The organism is Sagittula marina (genome assembly GCF_014196795.1).
Classification (GTDB): Bacteria; Pseudomonadota; Alphaproteobacteria; order Rhodobacterales; family Rhodobacteraceae; genus Sagittula; species Sagittula marina.
On sequence record NZ_JACIEJ010000001.1, the window covers coordinates 1 to 17,254 of the forward strand.

Here is a 17,254-nt window from a genome sequence, read left to right on the forward strand (position 1 = left end):
CTCGCGCCGAAGCCGATCATTCTCTTGAGCGAGGCCAAAATCCTCTTTTGACACCACATCCGTGTCTCGGTGCGCCGTGATCCACTTGTTCAGCGCCGACATGCCGACACCCAGATCATCAGCACCTGCTTACGCGTTAGCCCGCTGGTCAGTGCTATCCGCACCGCATCCTTGCGAAACTCGTCCGTCCGTTTCAGTCTCATAGTTCATCTCCTTTGTTGCAGTAAATGCTAACAAAGCAGCGGCATCAAACCGTGACATGTCCAATGCTCGAGCTTCTTCATGGTCTCGCGCTTGCTGGCCTAGCTGGATCGCGGGTCGTCGATATTCCTGGCCAACTCTTCAGACTCAGCTTTCAACCGCCCGACCTAGGCCTCCATATCGATGATCGGTGAGTATTTCTGCTCGATCGCCTGCCGCTTCTCCTTTTCCTCCGCGAGGATCCGGTCGCGGTCTTCGGAGGCCCGCGTCTTCTCCTGATCGAGCTCGCGACCGAGGCGCTTTGTCCGCCGTCGCGCGACCGAGAATAGAATGAGAAAAAGCGGAAAACCGATCAGGAATATCAGGACGGCGATCGGAAAAGCTATATTCGGGTCCAATTCTGGCATCACGCACCTCTTTCGCGAACTCGGAAATGAGGCACATAAAATCCAGTCAAATCAAGACCGGAGCCGCAATTGAAGATTACGTGCGCTCCCTGCGATCGCCACGCCGGCTTTCAACGCTGAGCTGAAGCTCAAGTTTTTCCTGCGGAGAAGTAGGCTTCTGTCTCGGTTGATGGGCAATAGGCATCAACCGAGACACAATCGCGAAGATCGTTCGTTTTGCAGACGCTGCTCTACGCGCTCCGCGAGAAGCATCTTCACTTTCCGCGAGGGCCTGAATTTCGCGCTAACCTTCTGAAAGTCATGGAAAACGTGGTCGCACCTCGACCTCAGCACGCGAAAAACTATGAGCGCGGCGAAAAACTACGCGCGCGCCTACAAACCGAATCAGAAGTCCAAGTTTTCCACAGATAGCGCATTTTGCTGGATGAATTCCCGGCGCGGTTCGACGACATCACCCATCAGCTTGGTGAAAAGATCGTCTGCTTCTGCCATGTCATCCACGGTCACCTTCAAAAGAGTGCGCGCATCCGGGTCAAGAGTGGTTTCCCACAGCTGACCAGAGTTCATTTCCCCAAGCCCCTTGTACCGCTGCAAAGAGAGACCCTTTTCGCCCTCTTCCAGGATCGCTTTAAGCAGCTCCAATGGTCCGTGAATCAGTTGCCGGCGGTCTTTACGCTCCAACGTTGCCGGTAGACCATAGACTGACATCAAGCTTTCGGTAAAAGAGCCTGTGCGGCGTGCTTCACCCGAGCGGAGCATCGGACCGTCCAAGGTGCGGACCTCTTCAACACCGCGCAGGATGCGCGCGAGACGCACCCCCTTGTCTTGGGTAATTCGACCCTGCCAGCCACGCTCATATTCCAGCGCAACCAGGTCAAGCCGCTTTGCAACAGCATCGGCCACGCCCTGCAAGTCGCTGTCCACCGCGCCCGGAACGAAGGCCCCGGCGATGGCGGCCTGCTCCAGGATGTGTCGCTGATAATGTGTCGGAAAGGCTTCCAAAACACGTTTCAACTGACGAGCTTCGTCGACCACACGGATCAAATCCTGTCCGGCGATGACCTCGCCGTTTCCTTGTATAAGCTGTGCATTTTCAATGCCTTGCTGGATCAAATAGTCATCGAGAGAAGGCTGGTCCTTCAGGTAAACCTCGGACTTGCCACGTGCCACTTTGAACAAAGGCGGCTGGGCGATGTAGAGGTAACCACCCTCGATCAACTCTGGCATTTGACGGTAGAAGAACGTCAGCAGGAGGGTTCGGATGTGCGCACCGTCAACATCCGCGTCGGTCATGATGATGATCTTGTGGTAGCGCAACTTGTCTATGTTGAACTCGTCACGGCCAATGCCCGTGCCGAGCGCCATCACAAGGTTGCCGATCTCCTGCGACCCCAGCATCCTATCAAAGCGCGCACGTTCCACGTTCAGGATCTTGCCACGAAGGGGCAAGATCGCCTGATTCCGGCGATCACGTCCGGTCTGAGCAGATCCACCGGCGGAGTCACCCTCCACCAGGAACAGTTCGGTTTTGGAGGCGTCTTTCTCCGAGCAATCCTTCAGCTTGGCCGCGTTGAACGACACGTCCATCGCCGTCTTACGGCGAGTGAGATCGCGGGCCTTGCGCGCTGCTTCTCGGGCCATTGCAGCCTCGATGATCTTGCCGACGATTTGCTTGGCTTGGGTCGGATTTTCTTCGAACCATTCGCCAAGTTTTTCGTTCACGAGGCTCTCGACCGCCGGGCGCACTTCGGACGAGACAAGCTTGTCCTTGGTCTGGCTGGAGAACTTCGGATCCGGCACTTTGACCGACAGCACTGCAGTCAAACCTTCACGCGCATCATCACCGGTGAAGTTGATCTTCTCCCGCTTGGCAATGCCGGTTTCCTGGGCGTACTTCTGCAACTGACGTGTCAATGCGCCACGAAAACCCGCCATGTGGGTGCCGCCGTCGCGCTGAGGAATATTGTTGGTAAAAGGCAGCACGTTTTCGTGGTAGCTGTCGTTCCACCACATGCCGACTTCGACACCGATTCCGTCCTTTTCGCCGTCCATATAAATGGGGTCCGGCATCACTGCCGTTTTGGACCGGTCGATGTATTTCACGAATTCGCGGACACCGCCTTCGTAGTGCAGTTCGGATTTGATCGGCTCTGCCGGACGCTCATCTTCGAGGATGATCCGCACGCCCGAGTTCAGGAAGGCCAGCTCGCGCAGGCGCTTTTCCAGAATGTGGAAGTCATAATCGAGATTGGAAAACGTGCCCGTCGAGGCGAGAAAGCGCACCTCTGTCCCGGTTTCGCCATTTGCCTCGCCGACAACACGAAGATGTTCTGAGGTATCACCGTGTTCGAATTTTGCGTAATGTTCCTTGCCGTTGCGCCAGATGCGCAGCTCAAGCCAAACAGAAAGCGCGTTCACCACAGACACACCCACGCCGTGCAAACCGCCGGACACCTTGTAGGAGTTCTGGTCAAACTTACCGCCCGCGTGCAGCTGGGTCATGATGACCTCCGCGGCGGAGACGCCCTCCTCGGTGTGAATATCGGTGGGAATACCACGGCCGTTGTCGCGCACGGACACAGAGGAATCGGCGTGGATTTTCACATGCACATAGTCTGCATGTTTGGCCAGCGCCTCGTCGATGCCGTTATCCACGACCTCGTAGACCATGTGATGCAGGCCCGAGCCATCGTCGGTGTCGCCGATGTACATGCCGGGACGTTTGCGGACTGCTTCCAAGCCCTTGAGAACCTTGATGGAATCGGCGCCGTACTCGGTGTTGGCGCTCGGCTGGTCGGACATGCCCATTTCCCTTGTTATTATCGCCCGATTTATAGACCCGGGCGCGGGGAATGTCACGCGTATGACACAAGATTTAGTGGCTCAGCGCTGCTTTCGAAACAACAGAGGAAGCCCCCTCCTCCGTGACCTCCAGTGCCTGCGCCCGGTCACCAAGTTCCGCAAACATTTCGGGTCCGGTTCCAGTCATCCATGCCTGCGCGCCAAGCGCGGAAATCTCGTCAAACAATGCAGCGCGGCGTCCTGCATCAAGGTGCGCAGACACTTCATCCAAAAGCAATATCGGCGGCTCCCCCACATCCTCTGCCAACGCGCGCGCATTCGCCATGATTAGCGAAATCAGAAGCGCCTTTTGCTCTCCGGTCGAACACTCGGACGCGGGGACTTCTTTTGCCGCAAAGGTGCCCAGAAGGTCCGTCCGATGCGGTCCAACCAAAGTCCGCCCGGCCTGGAGATCGCGCGATCGGCTTTCGGACAGCGCAGCACGCAGGTCTTCCATGGACTGGGGCATATCCCCCTCTGACTGAACCAACTTCAAAATAGCGGTTGGAAACTCCGTCTCCGCCCCGGCCTGTGCCTGCGCAATGCGCGCAACTGCAGCCCGGCGGTTCAAATGGATAGCCGCGCCTGCCTCAGCCATCTGGATCTCAAGCGCGGCATACCAATTGGCATCTCGCACCATGTCCTTGAGCAGACGATTGCGCTCCCGCATTGCTTTCTCGTAGTCCAGCGACGCCTGCGCGTGATCGGGAAAAAACGACAGCGTGAGACGGTCCAAAAATCGCCTGCGCCCCTCCGCTCCTTCTATCCACAGCCGGTCCATGGAGGGAATCAGCCAAATCGCACGCGCCAGACGCCCCAACGCGACCTGAGACGCAGGCTTGTCGTCCACCCGCACCTGGCGCGCCGCGCCCCCTTCTGAGACAAAAGACACCTCATGCGCGCCGTTCACCCCAACCAGATCACCGCTGACTTTCCAGCCAAGCGCTTCCGGCCGCCGCGCCATCTCCTGCGCTGACGCCCGCCGCAAACCACGCCCGGGTGAGAAGAGCGAAACCGCCTCGATCAAGTTGGTTTTGCCAGCGCCGTTCGGACCCCAAATGGCAACAGGGCGATGATCGACTTCGACCACCGCCCGTTTATGAGATCGGAAGTGCGACAGGGTCAGCGACGTCAGGTACACGCGCCACGCTCCCGGCTTCTTTGCTTCAAAAATACTCTCGCCGAAGGCACGATTTTTGGCAAAAATCGGCTCAATCTGAAGTCAAACGCGCATTGGCATAACGACGTAGACCGCAGAGGTGTCATTGCCCTCGCGCATCAGGGTCGGATCACCGGAGGAGTTAAACATGAAAACAGCGTTTTCACGATCAACCTGCGACGCGATTTCCAGCAAGTACTTGGCGTTGAATCCGATCTCCAGCCGTTCGTCACCATAGGCCACGGCCAGCTCTTCTTCGGCGGCACCACTGTCAGGTGCGTTGACGGACAGCACCAGCCGGTCCTCATCCAACGCCAGTTTTACGGCACGTGAGCGTTCTGACGAGACGGTCGCGACGCGATCCACGGCCTTTGCAAACTCGGTCGCATCCACTTCCAGCTTGCGCGTGTTGCCCTGCGGGATGACCCGCGTGTAGTCGGGGAAAGTACCGTCAATGACCTTTGAGGTCAGCGTGATTTCCGGAGTGGCAAAGCGCACTTTGGTTTCAGAGACGGACACGGCAATGTCCATGTCATCCTCATCCAGCAGCTTGCGCATCTCGCCAACGGTCTTGCGCGGCACGATAACACCCGGCATATCCTCGGCGCCGTCCGGCAGATCTGCGTCGATGCGGGCCAGCCGGTGGCCGTCCGTCGCAACGCAGCGCAGTTTTTTGCCGCCGTCGCCATCTGCCACATGCATGTATACGCCATTCAGGTAGTAGCGCGTTTCTTCTGTGGAGATTGCAAACTTCGACTTGTCGAACAAGCGGCGCAACACTTGCGCCTTGGCTGTGAAGTTCGAGCTGTACTCGCTCGACGCCATAACCGGGAAATCTTCCTTGGGCAGGGTCGCGAGATTGAACATGGAACGACCTGCCGAAACTGTCAGGCGGCCAGATCCAGGCTCTTCGCTTAGCGACACCAGTGCGCCGTCAGGCAGTTTTCGGACGATCTCGTGCAAAGTGACCGCGCTGACCGTGGTCCCGCCGGCCTTCTCGACTTGCGCCACCGCCTTGTCCAGAACCTCGATGTCGAGGTCCGTCGCGCGGAAGCTTACGGTCTCGCCCTCGGCCTCGATCAGCACATTGGCAAGGATTGGGATCGTATTGCGCCGTTCCACCACCGACTGCGCCTGAGCTACAGCGCGCAGCAGCGTCGCCCGTTCCATGCTGAATTTCATCGCCCTTACCCCTTCGTCAGTCCGGACGCGCACGTTAGCGCGGAGCGTCGCGTGGTCCAAGCCAGTTTTGCGATTTGTCGAACGTATTTACCAAAGCGTCAAGACCGCGCGGCGCATATGCAACGGCGCGCGGCCATGTGTTGTGTTGACGTCTCAGGCTTCGAGCGCGCGGCGCAGCATTTCGACGTCTTCGTCGATCTGCCCATCCGATTGACGCAACTCGTCAATGCGCTTCACACCGTGCATGACCGTGGTGTGATCACGTCCCCCGAAGCGGCGCCCGATTTCGGGCAGCGAGCGCGAGGTCAGCTTTTTGCACAGGTACATCGCAACCTGACGTGGGCGGGCAAAGTTACGCACGCGCTTTGGCCCGATCATGTCGGACAGGCGAATGTTATAGTGCTCCGCAACACGGCGTTGGATTTCCTCGATCGAGATCTTCCGTTCCGACGCACGCAGGACGTCTGCCAGCGAATCCTGCACAAGATCCATGTTGATCGGCTTACCGACCAAGGACGCAAAGGCGAACAGACGGGTCAGCGCCCCTTCAAGAACACGCACGTTGGTGGAAATACGATGCGCGAGGAATTCCAGCACGCCATCGTCGATTTCCAGCCCAGGGTGCATCTCGCGATACCCCTCAACCTTGGACTGCAGGATGCCAAGACGCAGCTCGTAATCCGTCGGATGCAGATCGACCACGAGGCCGGATTGCAGACGCGAGCGAATGCGGTTCTCAAGCTCCTTGATCTCATCCGGCGCGCGGTCGGCAGAAATGATGATCTGCTTATTCTGATCCACCAGCGCGTTGAACGTGTGGAAAAACTCTTCCTGTGTGGAGTCCTTGCCAGCGATGAATTGCACGTCGTCAACCATCAGAACGTCGACGGAACGGAACATCTCCTTGAAATCCATCATCTTGCGCTCTCGCAGCGCCTGCACAAAGCGGTACATGAACTGTTCCGCCGACAGATACAGCACTGTCAGGTGCGGATTGCGCTGCGACAACTCCCACGCAATTGCATGCATCAAGTGCGTTTTACCAAGACCCACGCCCCCATACAGGAACAGCGGGTTGAACGTCACAGGACCACCTTCGGCCACGCGCTTGGCGGCCGCATGGGCCAGTTCGTTCGGTTTCCCCACGACAAAAGTGTCGAAGGTGAAACGCATATCCAGCGGCGCACCGGGCAAAGCCTGATCCTTTGCCGTGGTCGCCCGGGCAACGGGTTCTGCCGCGCCGGGCAGCTCAACAGGCTTTTTCGGCTCATCAGGCGCGCGCGATGCTTCGCTGATACCGGCCTGAAAGTTCAAACGTCGGATCTTTGAATCCTTGGTTGAGATCTGCGCCAGGAGCATGTCGCCAAAATTCTGGGACACATAGGTGCCAAAGAAATTCGTCGGCGCCTGGAGTGTCACGATGCCATCGTCGTTAACACCACGGAAGCGGAGAGGTTCGATCCAGGTTTTGTAATTGTTCTGTCCGATCGTCTTGCAGATCTGCTCTTGGAGGGCGCCCCATTGTTCTTTTGTCATCCGCCAACTGTTCCTCGTTTCGTTCCGTAAGCCGCGTGCGCGCAGCTGCGGGCCAAACCTTTGCATGAAGCACGAAACTATCGACCCCATACCCGAAAGGCATGAGACGGAGACAATGCTCCAGAACCGATCAACTCACACGCCATTGTCCCGACGGTGTGATGAGCCGAACAGGCTCGTTTCATGTACTTTGGACAGGCCAGGGTTTCCCCTGATCATCGCGCGGATAAACTTGTGACAGCATCCTTGCGACGTATCCCATGCCCCGGCAGGAGCGATGGAATCGGCAGCCTTGTCCCCCCATATCTGCGGTGTGACTCGCTGGGTGAAATTACCAACCATCCACAGGCAGCGGCAACTGAACTTCCAACTTGACTCGGAGATTCCCGAAAAAGAATCTCCCGACTCTCAGAAGCGTTTGAAAACTATTCAGGAAATAAAAAAAGAGCATCACACGGGGGTGATGCTCTTCGGTCACTTATAGAAGTGTACATGTCTGCCCACGCGGGCAGAAATCGCAGGTACGGTTCAGGCCGCCATGGACTTTACACGTGCCGCGAGGCGCGACATTTTGCGCGATGCAGTGTTTTTATGGAAGATACCTTTGGTGACGCCGCGCATCAGCTCGGGCTGAGCTGCGGTCAAAGCGGCCTTTGCTGCAGCCTGATCACCGGAAGCGATGGCTTCCTCGACCTTACGCAGGTAGGTCCGAACGCGCGAACGCCGTGCTTTGTTGACGGAGTAACGCTTTTCGGACTGCTTTGCGCGCTTTTTTGACTGGGCTGTATTTGCCATGAGGATCGGTCCTTACTGATGTGATCGCTGATCTAAGCAGCGAATTCGGTTCAAAACTGGTGTGCGCGGCGAAAGCCGTTGCAGACCCGAATTGACCACGGGACCGATTCTTGCCTGAGCGGGCATCACGCGCATGTATGGCAGCTGCCTATAAAGCAGCATAGCCCTGCGGGCAAGACGTTTCCGCCCCACTTTGCCCGCAGTTATCTCACTCAGCGATCGCGGAACTGTGCGGATCGCTTTTCCATGAAAGCAGACATGCCTTCATTTTGATCTTCGGTGTTGAACAGCGCGTGAAAAGCGCGTCGCTCCGACAACAAGCCTTGGGCCAGGGTCGTCTCGTACGCGTTGTTCACCTGCTCTTTGGCCGCGAGCAGAGAAATCATCGATTTTTCGGAGATCTTCTCAGCCGCAGAGCGTGCCTCTTCCAACAAGCTTTTCGCAGGCACCACGCGGCTGACCAGCCCGGAGCGCTCGGCCTCTTCGGCGCCCATGAACCGGCCCGTCAGGACCATGTCCATGGCCTTGGACTTGCCGATGAAACGCGTCAGACGCTGCGTGCCGCCCAAACCGGGAATGACCCCGAGGTTGATTTCCGGCTGGCCGAATTTGGCCGTATCCGCCGCGATTATGAAATCGCACATCATGGCCAGCTCACAACCGCCGCCCAGCGCATAGCCTGCGACGGCGGCGATGATCGGCTTGCGGGTGGACACGATGGCACCGCCTTCGGGTCCGAAGTAATCGGACATGTACATGTCCACATAGCTCTTTTCCGACATCTCCTTGATGTCGGCCCCAGCGGCAAATGCCTTAGGTGAACCAGTGATGATGATCGCGCGAACCTTGTCGTTGCGATCCGCTTCCGCCAGCGCAGTCCCCAGTTCCCGCAACAGCTCTGAGTTGAGCGCGTTAAGGGCATCTGGGCGATTGAGCTTAATTGTGGCGACGTGGTCTTCTACTTCGACGATGATCGTCTCATAGGCCATGGGCATTGGGCTCCGTCAGGTTCCGTCAGACGCCCAGCCTTAACATCTGGTTCAGACCGATCAAGCCTATCTTTGGCAAGATGGACAATAGAAGCTGGATCTGCCCGATTGCACGACCCTCTGTATCGTAGCGTCACAATCGGCCGAGCGGCATGGTTCGCCCTCCCGTCCGTAAACGTCGAAGCTATGCTGAAAGTACCCAAGTTCTCCATCAGCTTGGCGAAAATCCTTCAAGGACGAGCCCCCCGCCTCAATGGCATCGCGCAGCACCTCGCGGATGATGGGCACAAGCGTGGCAATCCGCGCGGCAGCAATGTTGCGCGTGCGCCGACCGGGATGAATTCCCGCCCGAAAAAGCGCCTCGCACACATAGATATTGCCCAGCCCGGCGACAATTTTCTGATCAAGAAGAGCGGATTTAATAGCCGTATTCCGTGGCTTGAGTCGCTCTACAAGATGAGATTCGGTGAACAGGTTACCCAGCGGCTCCGGCCCGATCTGCACCAACAATGGATGCTGTTCTGCTGTCGAGGTGTCGAGCAAGTCCATCGCCCCGAAACGTCGCGGATCATTGAACGTCACGCGCGCCCCATTTTCCATGTCAAAGACGACGTGATCGTGTTTTTCCGCAGCGGGATGGTCATGCACGAACTGTCCCAGCGGATCGCCGGACACCAGCATCCGTCCCGACATTCCAAGATGAATCAGAAGCGTTTCCTCTGTCGACAGGTCTGCAAGAATGTATTTCGACCGCCTGCGCAGTTGCAAAACCTTCGCGCCCGTGAGTCGGTCAGCCATGCGTTCCGGAAACGGCCAGCGTAAATCCGGGCGGTTTACCTGTGCGCGGGAGATCACCGCGCCCTCCATAGCGGGGGTCAGGCCGCGACGCACTGTCTCGACTTCGGGCAATTCGGGCATTGTCTGGGTCCTTCGCATTGTAACGGCCGGGCGGCGCTCTATAAGAAGGGGTCAGACGGTGTAACGACAAGCCCTGAGAGGCGTATATGGCGCAAGATCCTGACAAGACGACACATTTCGGCTTTACTGAGGTCCCGGAGGCGGAAAAGGCTGGGCGGGTTCAGGGTGTTTTCACCTCCGTCGCATCAAAATATGACGTGATGAACGATGCCATGTCCTTTGGGATTCATCGCGTTTGGAAGGATGCGATGATGGATTGGCTGGCCCCGCGGCCCGGCCAGAAACTGCTGGATGTCGCGGGCGGCACAGGGGATATTTCCTTCCGGTTCCTCAAACGCGCTGGGTCTGGCCATTCCACCGTGTTGGACATCACCGAATCCATGTTGGTCGAAGGGCGCAAACGGGCTGAGGCTGCCTCCATGGCCGACTCTCTGGATTGGGTGGTCGGCGATGCGATGAAGCTGCCCTTTGCTGACAATACCTTTGACGTGTATACGATTTCATTCGGCATCCGAAATGTCACCCGTCCCCAAGAAGCACTGAACGAAGCGTATCGCGTGCTAAAACCCGGTGGCCGGCTGATGGTGTTGGAGTTCAGCCAGATCCCCAATGAAATGATGCAATGGGCCTATGATCTCTACTCTTTCAACATCATCCCACGCATGGGTCAGGTGATTGCCGGAGACCGCGATTCATATCAGTATCTTGTTGAAAGTATTCGCAAGTTCCCCGATCAGGAAACGTTTTTGTCGATGGTCCGCAAGGCCGGTTTCGACAATGCCAAATACCGCAATCTGACGATGGGCGTGGCCTGCCTGCATTCGGGCTGGAAGCTTTGAGGGGCCCGCATAATATCTGGCGACTGATCCGTACGGGCGCCACGTTCGAGCGGACCGGCGCCATGCGCGTGGCGCTTGATGCCTTTGATGCGCCTGCCCCGTTGCGACTGGCGGCGCGCGTGCTTGCTTGGCCGTTCAGCTGGCTTGGTGAAAAGGGTGATCCGACGCTGCCACCCGTCGTTCGCGCAATTCAGGCTTTGGGACCGGCCTACATCAAATTCGGACAAATCATGTCCACGCGACCCGATGTGGTCGGCGCCGAGATGGCAACCCAATTGCGCGTGTTGCAGGACAAACTGCCCCCCTTCCCCATCGAAGAAGCCAAAAAGCAGATCGAAGAAGAGCTGGGGATGCCGGTCGACGAGATCTACTCCGACTTCAGCGAACCCGTCGCGGCCGCCTCCATTGCCCAAGTGCACAAGGCCACTCTGCGTGAAACCGGCGAGGAAGTCGCAATCAAGGTGTTGCGCCCCGGTATCGAGCGGGCCTTCCGCAAGGACCTGGACGCATTTTGGTTCGCTGCCGCGATGATCGAAACCCTCTCGCCCTCGTCGCGCCGCCTGCGCCCCCGCGATGTGATCGCTCACTTCGAGGGAGTGGTGATGGGTGAACTGGACCTCAGGTTGGAGGCGGCGGCCGCCAGCGAATTCCAAGCCAACACGGTGAAAGACGAAGGCTTTGAACTGCCACAGGTGAACTGGATGCTGTCAGGCCGAAAGGTCATGACCATGAGCTGGGCTGCCGGCGAGTCCCTGGGTGACAACGCTGCGCTGGACGCTGCCGGCCATGACCGGGCCGTGTTGTCTCAACGGGTGCTGCAACTGTTCCTCAATCACGCTTTGCGCGACGGTTTTTTCCATGCTGACATGCACCAAGGGAATCTGAAGGTTGCTCCAAACGGCAACATTATTGCTTATGATTTCGGCATCATGGGTCATATCGACGAATATACACGCCGCGTTTACGCAGAGATCCTGTTTGGTTTCATTCGTCGAGATTACAAACGCGTGGCTGAGGTACATTTTGAAGCGGGCTACGTTCCCGGGGACCGCGATATCGACGAATTTGCGCGAGCTCTGCGGGCTGTTGGCGAGCCCATTTTCGGGATGGACGCGACGCGGATCTCAATGGGTAAATTGTTGGCCTACCTGTTCGAGGTCACCGAACGCTTTGGGATGGAAACCAGGACAGAACTGATTCTTTTGCAACGCACGATGGTGGTGGTTGAAGGCGTGGCACGGTCTCTTGATCCGCGTATGAACATCTGGAAAGTCGCGCAACCGGTGGTCGAGGATTATATCAAAGGCTCGATCGGTCCAAAAGCTGCGGCCTCGGATCTTTGGAAAACTGCGCAAGTCATGGCAAGATTTGGTCCACGCCTGCCAAAGCTGGTCGAGGCCGCCTTGATCCGCCAAGCGACCCCAGAGCCGGAACCCCGCAAGCGTCCGTGGGCTTCTCGCGTCGGCTGGGCGTCGCTGGGATGTGCGCTTGGCGTTGCAGGAACCTTGGCGTTGCACATGTTCAATTGATGCAACGCCGGGCGAGATCACCCCATAGGTGCGCGCAATCCCGCGATCATCTCGGCGTTCATTTCAGTGCCATCGGACAATTGCACGATTATGACACCATCATCGTTTCGCACCTCATCAATGCGACTGTAGATTTCAGACATTGAGTTGGACAGCAAATTGCCTTCACTGAAACTTTCGATGTGGAAAGAGTAGATGTCTGCGGGCATTTGACTGCCGTCTTCAGCGTGTCCGCCCCAGACAATGCTCTCTTCCCCGACAGAAACCTCATAGCGCGCGACTTCGCTGCCTTCTGAGTTTCGCACAACCATTTCAGCGGCGTCAGCACCCGCCGCGTATTCCGGTCGCACAGAGATTGCCTGACCGGAAAAAGAGACAGGGGCACGCACCAGCCCTTCCATTCCGATCCATCGGCTTGCATCACTCAATGCGCTCCCGCCCAAGGTGGAACTAAGCCCGCGCAGAAGGTCATTGGTCTGAACCTGCTGCTCAACCGAAGAAAAAGTCGCCAACTGCGTCGCATATTCGGTAGAATCCACGGGATTGAGCGGGTCTTGGTTCTGGACTTGAACCGTTAGCATCTTCAGAAATGTCTCGAAGTCGGAGCTGAGAACGGCCGCGTCTTCCTCGGTCTGTGAAGACGCGGCCTTGTCTGCCGTTTGCGCCTGCTTCACCGTCGTGGATGCAGCGCTTTTATAAAGAGGCGGGGGAGAAGTAAGTTCAACCATGTCTAGTCCTCAAATCCTGATATCCAAACCGTCCACCGGTTGGGTAGATATATTGGCCTTTTGGTTAAGTTCCGGTTCCTCGCGTGGGTCTTGGCGGATGCTTCGCGTGGATTCGTCGTCATCTGAGCCTGGGTCCTCACCAAATGAGAAGCCCGCCCCTTCGAAGCCCGCGTCGGATAGGTTACGTGCCAATTCGTCCACGTTTCGGCGCATGAGATCGAGCGTTTCTTGTCGATCCGCCAGAATGGTAACTGTTAAGCCGTGCTCTCCAGAAACGAGAAACATTCGTACGCGGCCAAGTTCTTCCGGTTGAAGCCTCAACTCCACGGTGCCGTCGGTTACTCGTGCAGCGCCCTCAGCTATTTGGCGCACAACAGCAGCAGCTTCTGAACGGTTAGGAGCGTTTTGAAGGATTCCGTGCGGCGCGGAGCTCGTCACTTGGCGACGTGTTGATGCGCCAAGCGACAGCTCCTCCAGAATGAGGTCGGCCTCCGCTTCAGCCTCGACGTCAATCTGACCCAAAGGGGCTCCTTTCGCTAGATTCTCTTGGGCTATAGGAGCCACCGACAGCCCTGAGGCCGTCACCCCAAGCGATGTGCTTGTCGGTTGTGGTGATACTGATGAAGCTGGACCTACAACTCTACTGCTCAAACTTTTTGATTCCAGCTCTCGCGCAGCTCTCCGAGATATAAATCTGGGAACCTCGTTTTTGCCGAAGGTTAACGACATTTCCTCCGCCTTTGACTGAGTCACGCCTTCCTTATGTGTTTCGCTGATTGCGGATATACTCTGGTCACCCAAGCCTGACATAAAGTGAGTTGACTTGTGTCTATGTCCGGATGTTTCCTCTTTTTCGGCGGAGACCATTTTCACGTTCACTGAAAGCGTTGATGCGGTTTCTTCGGACGCGCCGCGAACAGACTTTCCCATTGCTGGATCCTGCCTTGAGGCAACCGACGCTATCGCGTGGGAAGCGGTATACTTCTCGTTGTCCGTCGGAAAGCTGAGACCCGAACCAGCCGGACCTTTTTGAGTGTCTGAACTTGGCGCGGCGCCGAGGCCTGAGGTAGAGAAAATTGGAGGCCGGATAGAGCGGCGCTCCTTTCCAAATACGCCCGTAGCCCTCTGATCAGTGACAGAAGTTTCAGCCGATTTTGAAATGGCAACAACCGCTTCGTCTTTGACGTTATCCCGGCCGTGAAGGCCAGTTTTCTTCGGCTCCTCGATATTCGTGGCCGCCCGGTTAATACGCTCCGCACCTTCCAAAGCCAAACCAATCGACTGCTTAACGTCTTTCGAAACCCAGCTTTTTTCCGCTTCCGACGTTTGGGCAGGTATATTATTCAAGGAGGTAACATCTTTTCTGCTCAAGATATTATTTGCGCCAAGCAGCTCGTGATTGGTATTTCTTTCCTTTGGAGAGGTCGACTTGAAATCGCTGTCACTAGTAGACTTGCTCACATTTTCCAAAAATTGAAAGGAGTTTTTAAGATACTGCCTATCGGTTGAAGACTCAGGATCACCTTTCCATGAGACAAGGCTTGATTTATTTACATCCTTTAACGCCACATCCAAAATCAGATCGGTCTCAGTTGGATAGTCCGAATCCAAATCCTCTGACGCGTCTACCTCATCAGCAATACCAAGGTCTCTTTTATCATTCGTTTCTTCCGCAACCGCATTATCAGGCGGGGGGTCTCGTTCCAGCTCTGCCCCGGCATCTTTGGACTGATGAGATGGTACGTTAGTTTCCGCAAAAACGTCTGAGAAATCGTCGCCCTTCGCCGTGGGCTTTTCATGGGCCTCGACCATCTTCGGGGCCAGGCCCAACAGGCTTGTCAACTGGTTCAGCATGTTCGCTCCTGGAATTCTTCCACTTCTGGAATGTAATCCAAACATCCTTACCGGTTCTTTACTGCATCTCCCTCAAAACGGTCCGAGATGAGTCGAATTGGAGAGAAACATCATGGAACTGCCATCTGATTTCCTCGCAGCTACTGTACAGCGCGAGCAGAAAATGCGCGCGGCTGCAACCGAACTGGAAGCTAACTTTCTAGCAGAGATGCTAAAGGTCGCGGGTGTTGGAAAAACTCCCGAAGCAATGGGCGGGGGGGCTGGCGAGGATCAATTCGCTTCCTTCTTGCGGTTGGAACAGGCCCGACAAATGGCGGAGAGCGGCGGTATCGGTTTGGCAGAGTCTATTTATCATGCATTGAAGGAGCGGGCCGATGTCTGAACCGACCACGACAGAACGACTGGAACGACTGCTGAAACAGGAGCGAGAGGCTTTGTTGAAAGGCGACTTCAACCGCATAGAGTCTCTGGTTGAGGAAAAGCAGGACCTCGTGAAGCAGTTGCGTGAACATGATGCCCGCAGGGAAACCTTGCTTCCTCTCAGAGCAGGCTTACGCCGGAATCAGGAATTATTTGATCAGGCTCTGGCGGGGATCCGCAATGTAGCTGCACGCCTTGGCGATCTAAGCCGAGCACGAAAATCCACGCAAACCTATGATTCTCTCGGGCGAAAACAATCCATACAAGCCCCTGAAAAGCGCAAGCTGGAGCGCAAAGCATAAGGATTTAGGTCAAATCTGCGATACCAGAAAAGAGGTTTTTAGCGCTCCATTAGGATTCCGCAGGTTAGTTGGTCAGCGCACCTAAATTGGGTGGCGCAGGTCGAATAAAGCTTCGGGCTGTATACGTCAGAAAGACGTCAGAGATGCCGTTCGCGGCCAAAGCAACCGGCGCAAAGCGCCTTCTGAACAGCAAGGACAAAACATGTCTAGCATCCTGACGAACAACGGCGCCATGGTGGCACTGCAAACCCTGAAATCCATCAACTCTAAACTTGGTGAGACGCAGCAAGAAATCTCCACCGGGAAGACTGTTGCTAATGCCAAAGATAATTCTGCCGTTTGGGCAATTTCGAAAGTCATGGAAGCTGATGTCAAGGGCTTCAAGGGAATTTCGGACAGCCTTAATCTTGGCCAGTCGACAGTTGCGGTCGCCCGCCAGGCGGCTGAGACTGTCTCTGATCTTCTGACCGACATCAAAGGCAAGATTGTATCCGCCCAAGAAGAAAACGTAGATCGAGAAAAAATTCAGACTGATATTTCCGCGCTGCGGGATCAGATTTCTGCAGTTGTCGGGGCGGCACAGTTCAACGGCCTAAACCTCCTGTCGAATGTTTCTCTGATCGCAGGTACCGGCGAAATCAGCATCCTGTCATCGCTTGACCGATCCGGAACCGGCGTGACCGCATCTGATATCAACGTTTCCAAGGAGGACCTCTCCTTTCAAGAACAGGTGATTGGGTCCACAGGTGTGGGAACATTGACCGACTACATAACGGGTACCGCAGGGAGTGTGACAGGTGCGTCCAGTGCTGCGGCTCGAACCATCACCTTCGAAGGTGGCGTGGTCGAGGCGGGAATTGGCTATCAAGTTACGTTGTCGGCACCCGCAGGGAACGCTACGATTGGTGATGGCGGCGGTGATTTTACTCCAACTGCCGGGGTATACGAATACGTGGCTCGGGACGGTGATACCGCAAAAGACGTGGCAAACGCTCTTGCCCGGCTTATTAACACTGGCGATGCCAACACTGTGTCGGCCACCGTTGGCAGCGCCAATGCAACCGGCGACACCGGTCTCGTGCTCGAATTTGAAGACACGACGGATGGGATCGACTTTGCATACGCGGCTTTTCAGGCCACCGGCGCAACAGTGGGAGGCGGACTCTGGCAACTCGCTGATGTGGATGTCACCACTCAGGTCGGGGCTGACAATGCACTCCAAGAGATCGAAGGTCTGATAAACACGGCCATCGACGCTGCGGCATCTTTTGGTTCTGCTCAGGGCCGGATTGAGACACAGCTCGACTTTGTATCAGGACTGACCGATGCCCTTAAATCCGGCATTGGAACTCTTGTTGATGCTGACATGGAAGAAGCCTCAGCCCGTCTTCAGGCTCTCCAAGTCCAGCAGCAGCTTGGTGTGCAGGCGCTGTCGATTGCGAACCAGGCGCCTCAGTCGCTCTTGTCGCTGTTCCAGTAAATTAGCCCGCCGGAGGCCGGATAAGCTGGCCTTCGGTTTACACTCTTTGACCCTCTAAGCCAGAAGGTTCTCAA

At 56.4% G+C, this 17,254-nt stretch carries 15 protein-coding genes and 1 pseudogene; 5 read left to right on the forward strand and 11 right to left on the reverse strand.

Translation table 11 applies throughout. The annotated features are described in order from the left end of the window. From GGQ68_RS00005 to mutM, 9 genes and pseudogenes are all read right to left on the reverse strand, one after another. Window positions 1-203 (reverse strand): annotated as a pseudogene (locus tag GGQ68_RS00005) (transposase); the annotation flags it as partial. A gap of 165 nt (window positions 204-368) precedes the next feature. Continuing rightward, window positions 369-608, reverse strand: coding sequence for a hypothetical protein (locus GGQ68_RS00010; protein WP_183962207.1), 240 nt, complete (start codon window positions 606-608; stop codon window positions 369-371). A gap of 384 nt (window positions 609-992) precedes the next feature. After that, window positions 993-3,410 (reverse strand): DNA topoisomerase (ATP-hydrolyzing) subunit B, encoded by a 2,418-nt coding sequence (gene gyrB, locus GGQ68_RS00015; protein ID WP_183962209.1) that lies wholly within the window; start codon window positions 3,408-3,410, stop codon window positions 993-995. 73 nt (window positions 3,411-3,483) lie between these two features. Further along, a complete protein-coding gene (gene recF, locus GGQ68_RS00020) occupies window positions 3,484-4,590 on the reverse strand; it encodes a DNA replication/repair protein RecF (protein WP_183962211.1) in 1,107 nt (368 codons plus the stop codon). 81 nt (window positions 4,591-4,671) lie between these two features. Then, on the reverse strand, window positions 4,672-5,790 hold the full coding sequence (dnaN, locus tag GGQ68_RS00025; protein WP_183962213.1) for a DNA polymerase III subunit beta: 1,119 nt from the start codon (window positions 5,788-5,790) through the stop codon (window positions 4,672-4,674). A gap of 153 nt (window positions 5,791-5,943) precedes the next feature. After that, on the reverse strand, window positions 5,944-7,326 hold the full coding sequence (dnaA, locus tag GGQ68_RS00030; RefSeq protein ID WP_183962215.1) for a chromosomal replication initiator protein DnaA: 1,383 nt from the start codon (window positions 7,324-7,326) through the stop codon (window positions 5,944-5,946). A gap of 528 nt (window positions 7,327-7,854) precedes the next feature. Continuing rightward, window positions 7,855-8,121 (reverse strand): 30S ribosomal protein S20, encoded by a 267-nt coding sequence (gene rpsT, locus GGQ68_RS00035; protein WP_183962217.1) that lies wholly within the window; start codon window positions 8,119-8,121, stop codon window positions 7,855-7,857. Window positions 8,122-8,333: 212 nt separating this feature from the next. Then, on the reverse strand, window positions 8,334-9,110 hold the full coding sequence (locus GGQ68_RS00040) for an enoyl-CoA hydratase (protein ID WP_183962219.1): 777 nt from the start codon (window positions 9,108-9,110) through the stop codon (window positions 8,334-8,336). 66 nt (window positions 9,111-9,176) lie between these two features. Next, a complete protein-coding gene (gene mutM, locus GGQ68_RS00045) occupies window positions 9,177-10,028 on the reverse strand; it encodes a bifunctional DNA-formamidopyrimidine glycosylase/DNA-(apurinic or apyrimidinic site) lyase (protein ID WP_183962221.1) in 852 nt (283 codons plus the stop codon). Between the two features lie 86 nt (window positions 10,029-10,114). Between mutM and ubiE the strand changes: the two genes are divergently transcribed. Both ubiE and ubiB read left to right on the forward strand, forming a co-directional pair. Continuing rightward, on the forward strand, window positions 10,115-10,867 hold the full coding sequence (gene ubiE / locus GGQ68_RS00050) for a bifunctional demethylmenaquinone methyltransferase/2-methoxy-6-polyprenyl-1,4-benzoquinol methylase UbiE (protein ID WP_183962223.1): 753 nt from the start codon (window positions 10,115-10,117) through the stop codon (window positions 10,865-10,867). Then, entirely contained in the window at window positions 10,864-12,396 is a 1,533-nt protein-coding gene (ubiB, locus tag GGQ68_RS00055; protein ID WP_183962225.1) for a 2-polyprenylphenol 6-hydroxylase, read from the forward strand. Before ubiE ends, ubiB begins: the two co-directional genes overlap by 4 nt. Before the next feature lie 17 nt (window positions 12,397-12,413). Here ubiB and GGQ68_RS00060 read toward each other — a convergent pair whose 3' ends face one another. Next, window positions 12,414-13,124, reverse strand: coding sequence for a flagellar hook capping FlgD N-terminal domain-containing protein (locus GGQ68_RS00060; RefSeq protein ID WP_183962227.1), 711 nt, complete (start codon window positions 13,122-13,124; stop codon window positions 12,414-12,416). A gap of 9 nt (window positions 13,125-13,133) precedes the next feature. After that, window positions 13,134-14,978: a flagellar hook-length control protein FliK gene (locus tag GGQ68_RS00065; RefSeq protein ID WP_183962229.1), complete on the reverse strand. Its 1,845-nt coding sequence runs from the start codon at window positions 14,976-14,978 to the stop codon at window positions 13,134-13,136. A gap of 112 nt (window positions 14,979-15,090) precedes the next feature. Here GGQ68_RS00065 and GGQ68_RS00070 point away from each other — a divergent pair, with 112 nt between their 5' ends. The 3 genes from GGQ68_RS00070 to GGQ68_RS00080 all read left to right on the forward strand — a co-directional run bounded on the left by GGQ68_RS00070 (window position 15,091) and on the right by GGQ68_RS00080 (window position 17,180). Beyond that, the gene (locus GGQ68_RS00070) at window positions 15,091-15,360 is read left to right on the forward strand and encodes a rod-binding protein (RefSeq protein WP_183962231.1); all 270 of its coding nucleotides are present in this window, start codon (window positions 15,091-15,093) and stop codon (window positions 15,358-15,360) included. After that, window positions 15,353-15,700: a flagellar export chaperone FlgN gene (gene flgN, locus GGQ68_RS00075; RefSeq protein WP_183962234.1), complete on the forward strand. Its 348-nt coding sequence runs from the start codon at window positions 15,353-15,355 to the stop codon at window positions 15,698-15,700. The genes GGQ68_RS00070 and flgN overlap by 8 nt, the downstream gene beginning before the upstream one ends. Window positions 15,701-15,902: 202 nt before the next feature. Next, on the forward strand, window positions 15,903-17,180 hold the full coding sequence (locus tag GGQ68_RS00080) for a flagellin (protein WP_183962236.1): 1,278 nt from the start codon (window positions 15,903-15,905) through the stop codon (window positions 17,178-17,180). The last annotated feature ends 74 nt before the right edge of the window (window positions 17,181-17,254 follow it).

Excerpts from the sequence above, each read along its gene's own strand:
- GGQ68_RS00010 (WP_183962207.1), bottom strand. The coding sequence starts at position 608 with ATGCCAGAATTGGACCCGAATATAGCTTTTCCGATCGCCGTCCTGATA.
- gyrB (WP_183962209.1), bottom strand. The coding sequence starts at position 3,410 with ATGTCCGACCAGCCGAGCGCCAACACCGAGTACGGCGCCGATTCCATC.
- dnaN (WP_183962213.1), bottom strand. The coding sequence starts at position 5,790 with ATGAAATTCAGCATGGAACGGGCGACGCTGCTGCGCGCTGTAGCTCAG.
- dnaA (WP_183962215.1), bottom strand. The coding sequence starts at position 7,326 with ATGACAAAAGAACAATGGGGCGCCCTCCAAGAGCAGATCTGCAAGACG.
- rpsT (WP_183962217.1), bottom strand. The coding sequence starts at position 8,121 with ATGGCAAATACAGCCCAGTCAAAAAAGCGCGCAAAGCAGTCCGAAAAG.
- GGQ68_RS00040 (WP_183962219.1), bottom strand. The coding sequence starts at position 9,110 with ATGGCCTATGAGACGATCATCGTCGAAGTAGAAGACCACGTCGCCACA.
- mutM (WP_183962221.1), bottom strand. The coding sequence starts at position 10,028 with ATGCCCGAATTGCCCGAAGTCGAGACAGTGCGTCGCGGCCTGACCCCC.
- ubiE (WP_183962223.1), top strand. The coding sequence starts at position 10,115 with ATGGCGCAAGATCCTGACAAGACGACACATTTCGGCTTTACTGAGGTC.
- GGQ68_RS00060 (WP_183962227.1), bottom strand. The coding sequence starts at position 13,124 with ATGGTTGAACTTACTTCTCCCCCGCCTCTTTATAAAAGCGCTGCATCC.
- GGQ68_RS00065 (WP_183962229.1), bottom strand. The coding sequence starts at position 14,978 with ATGCTGAACCAGTTGACAAGCCTGTTGGGCCTGGCCCCGAAGATGGTC.
- GGQ68_RS00070 (WP_183962231.1), top strand. The coding sequence starts at position 15,091 with ATGGAACTGCCATCTGATTTCCTCGCAGCTACTGTACAGCGCGAGCAG.
- flgN (WP_183962234.1), top strand. The coding sequence starts at position 15,353 with ATGTCTGAACCGACCACGACAGAACGACTGGAACGACTGCTGAAACAG.
- GGQ68_RS00080 (WP_183962236.1), top strand. The coding sequence starts at position 15,903 with ATGTCTAGCATCCTGACGAACAACGGCGCCATGGTGGCACTGCAAACC.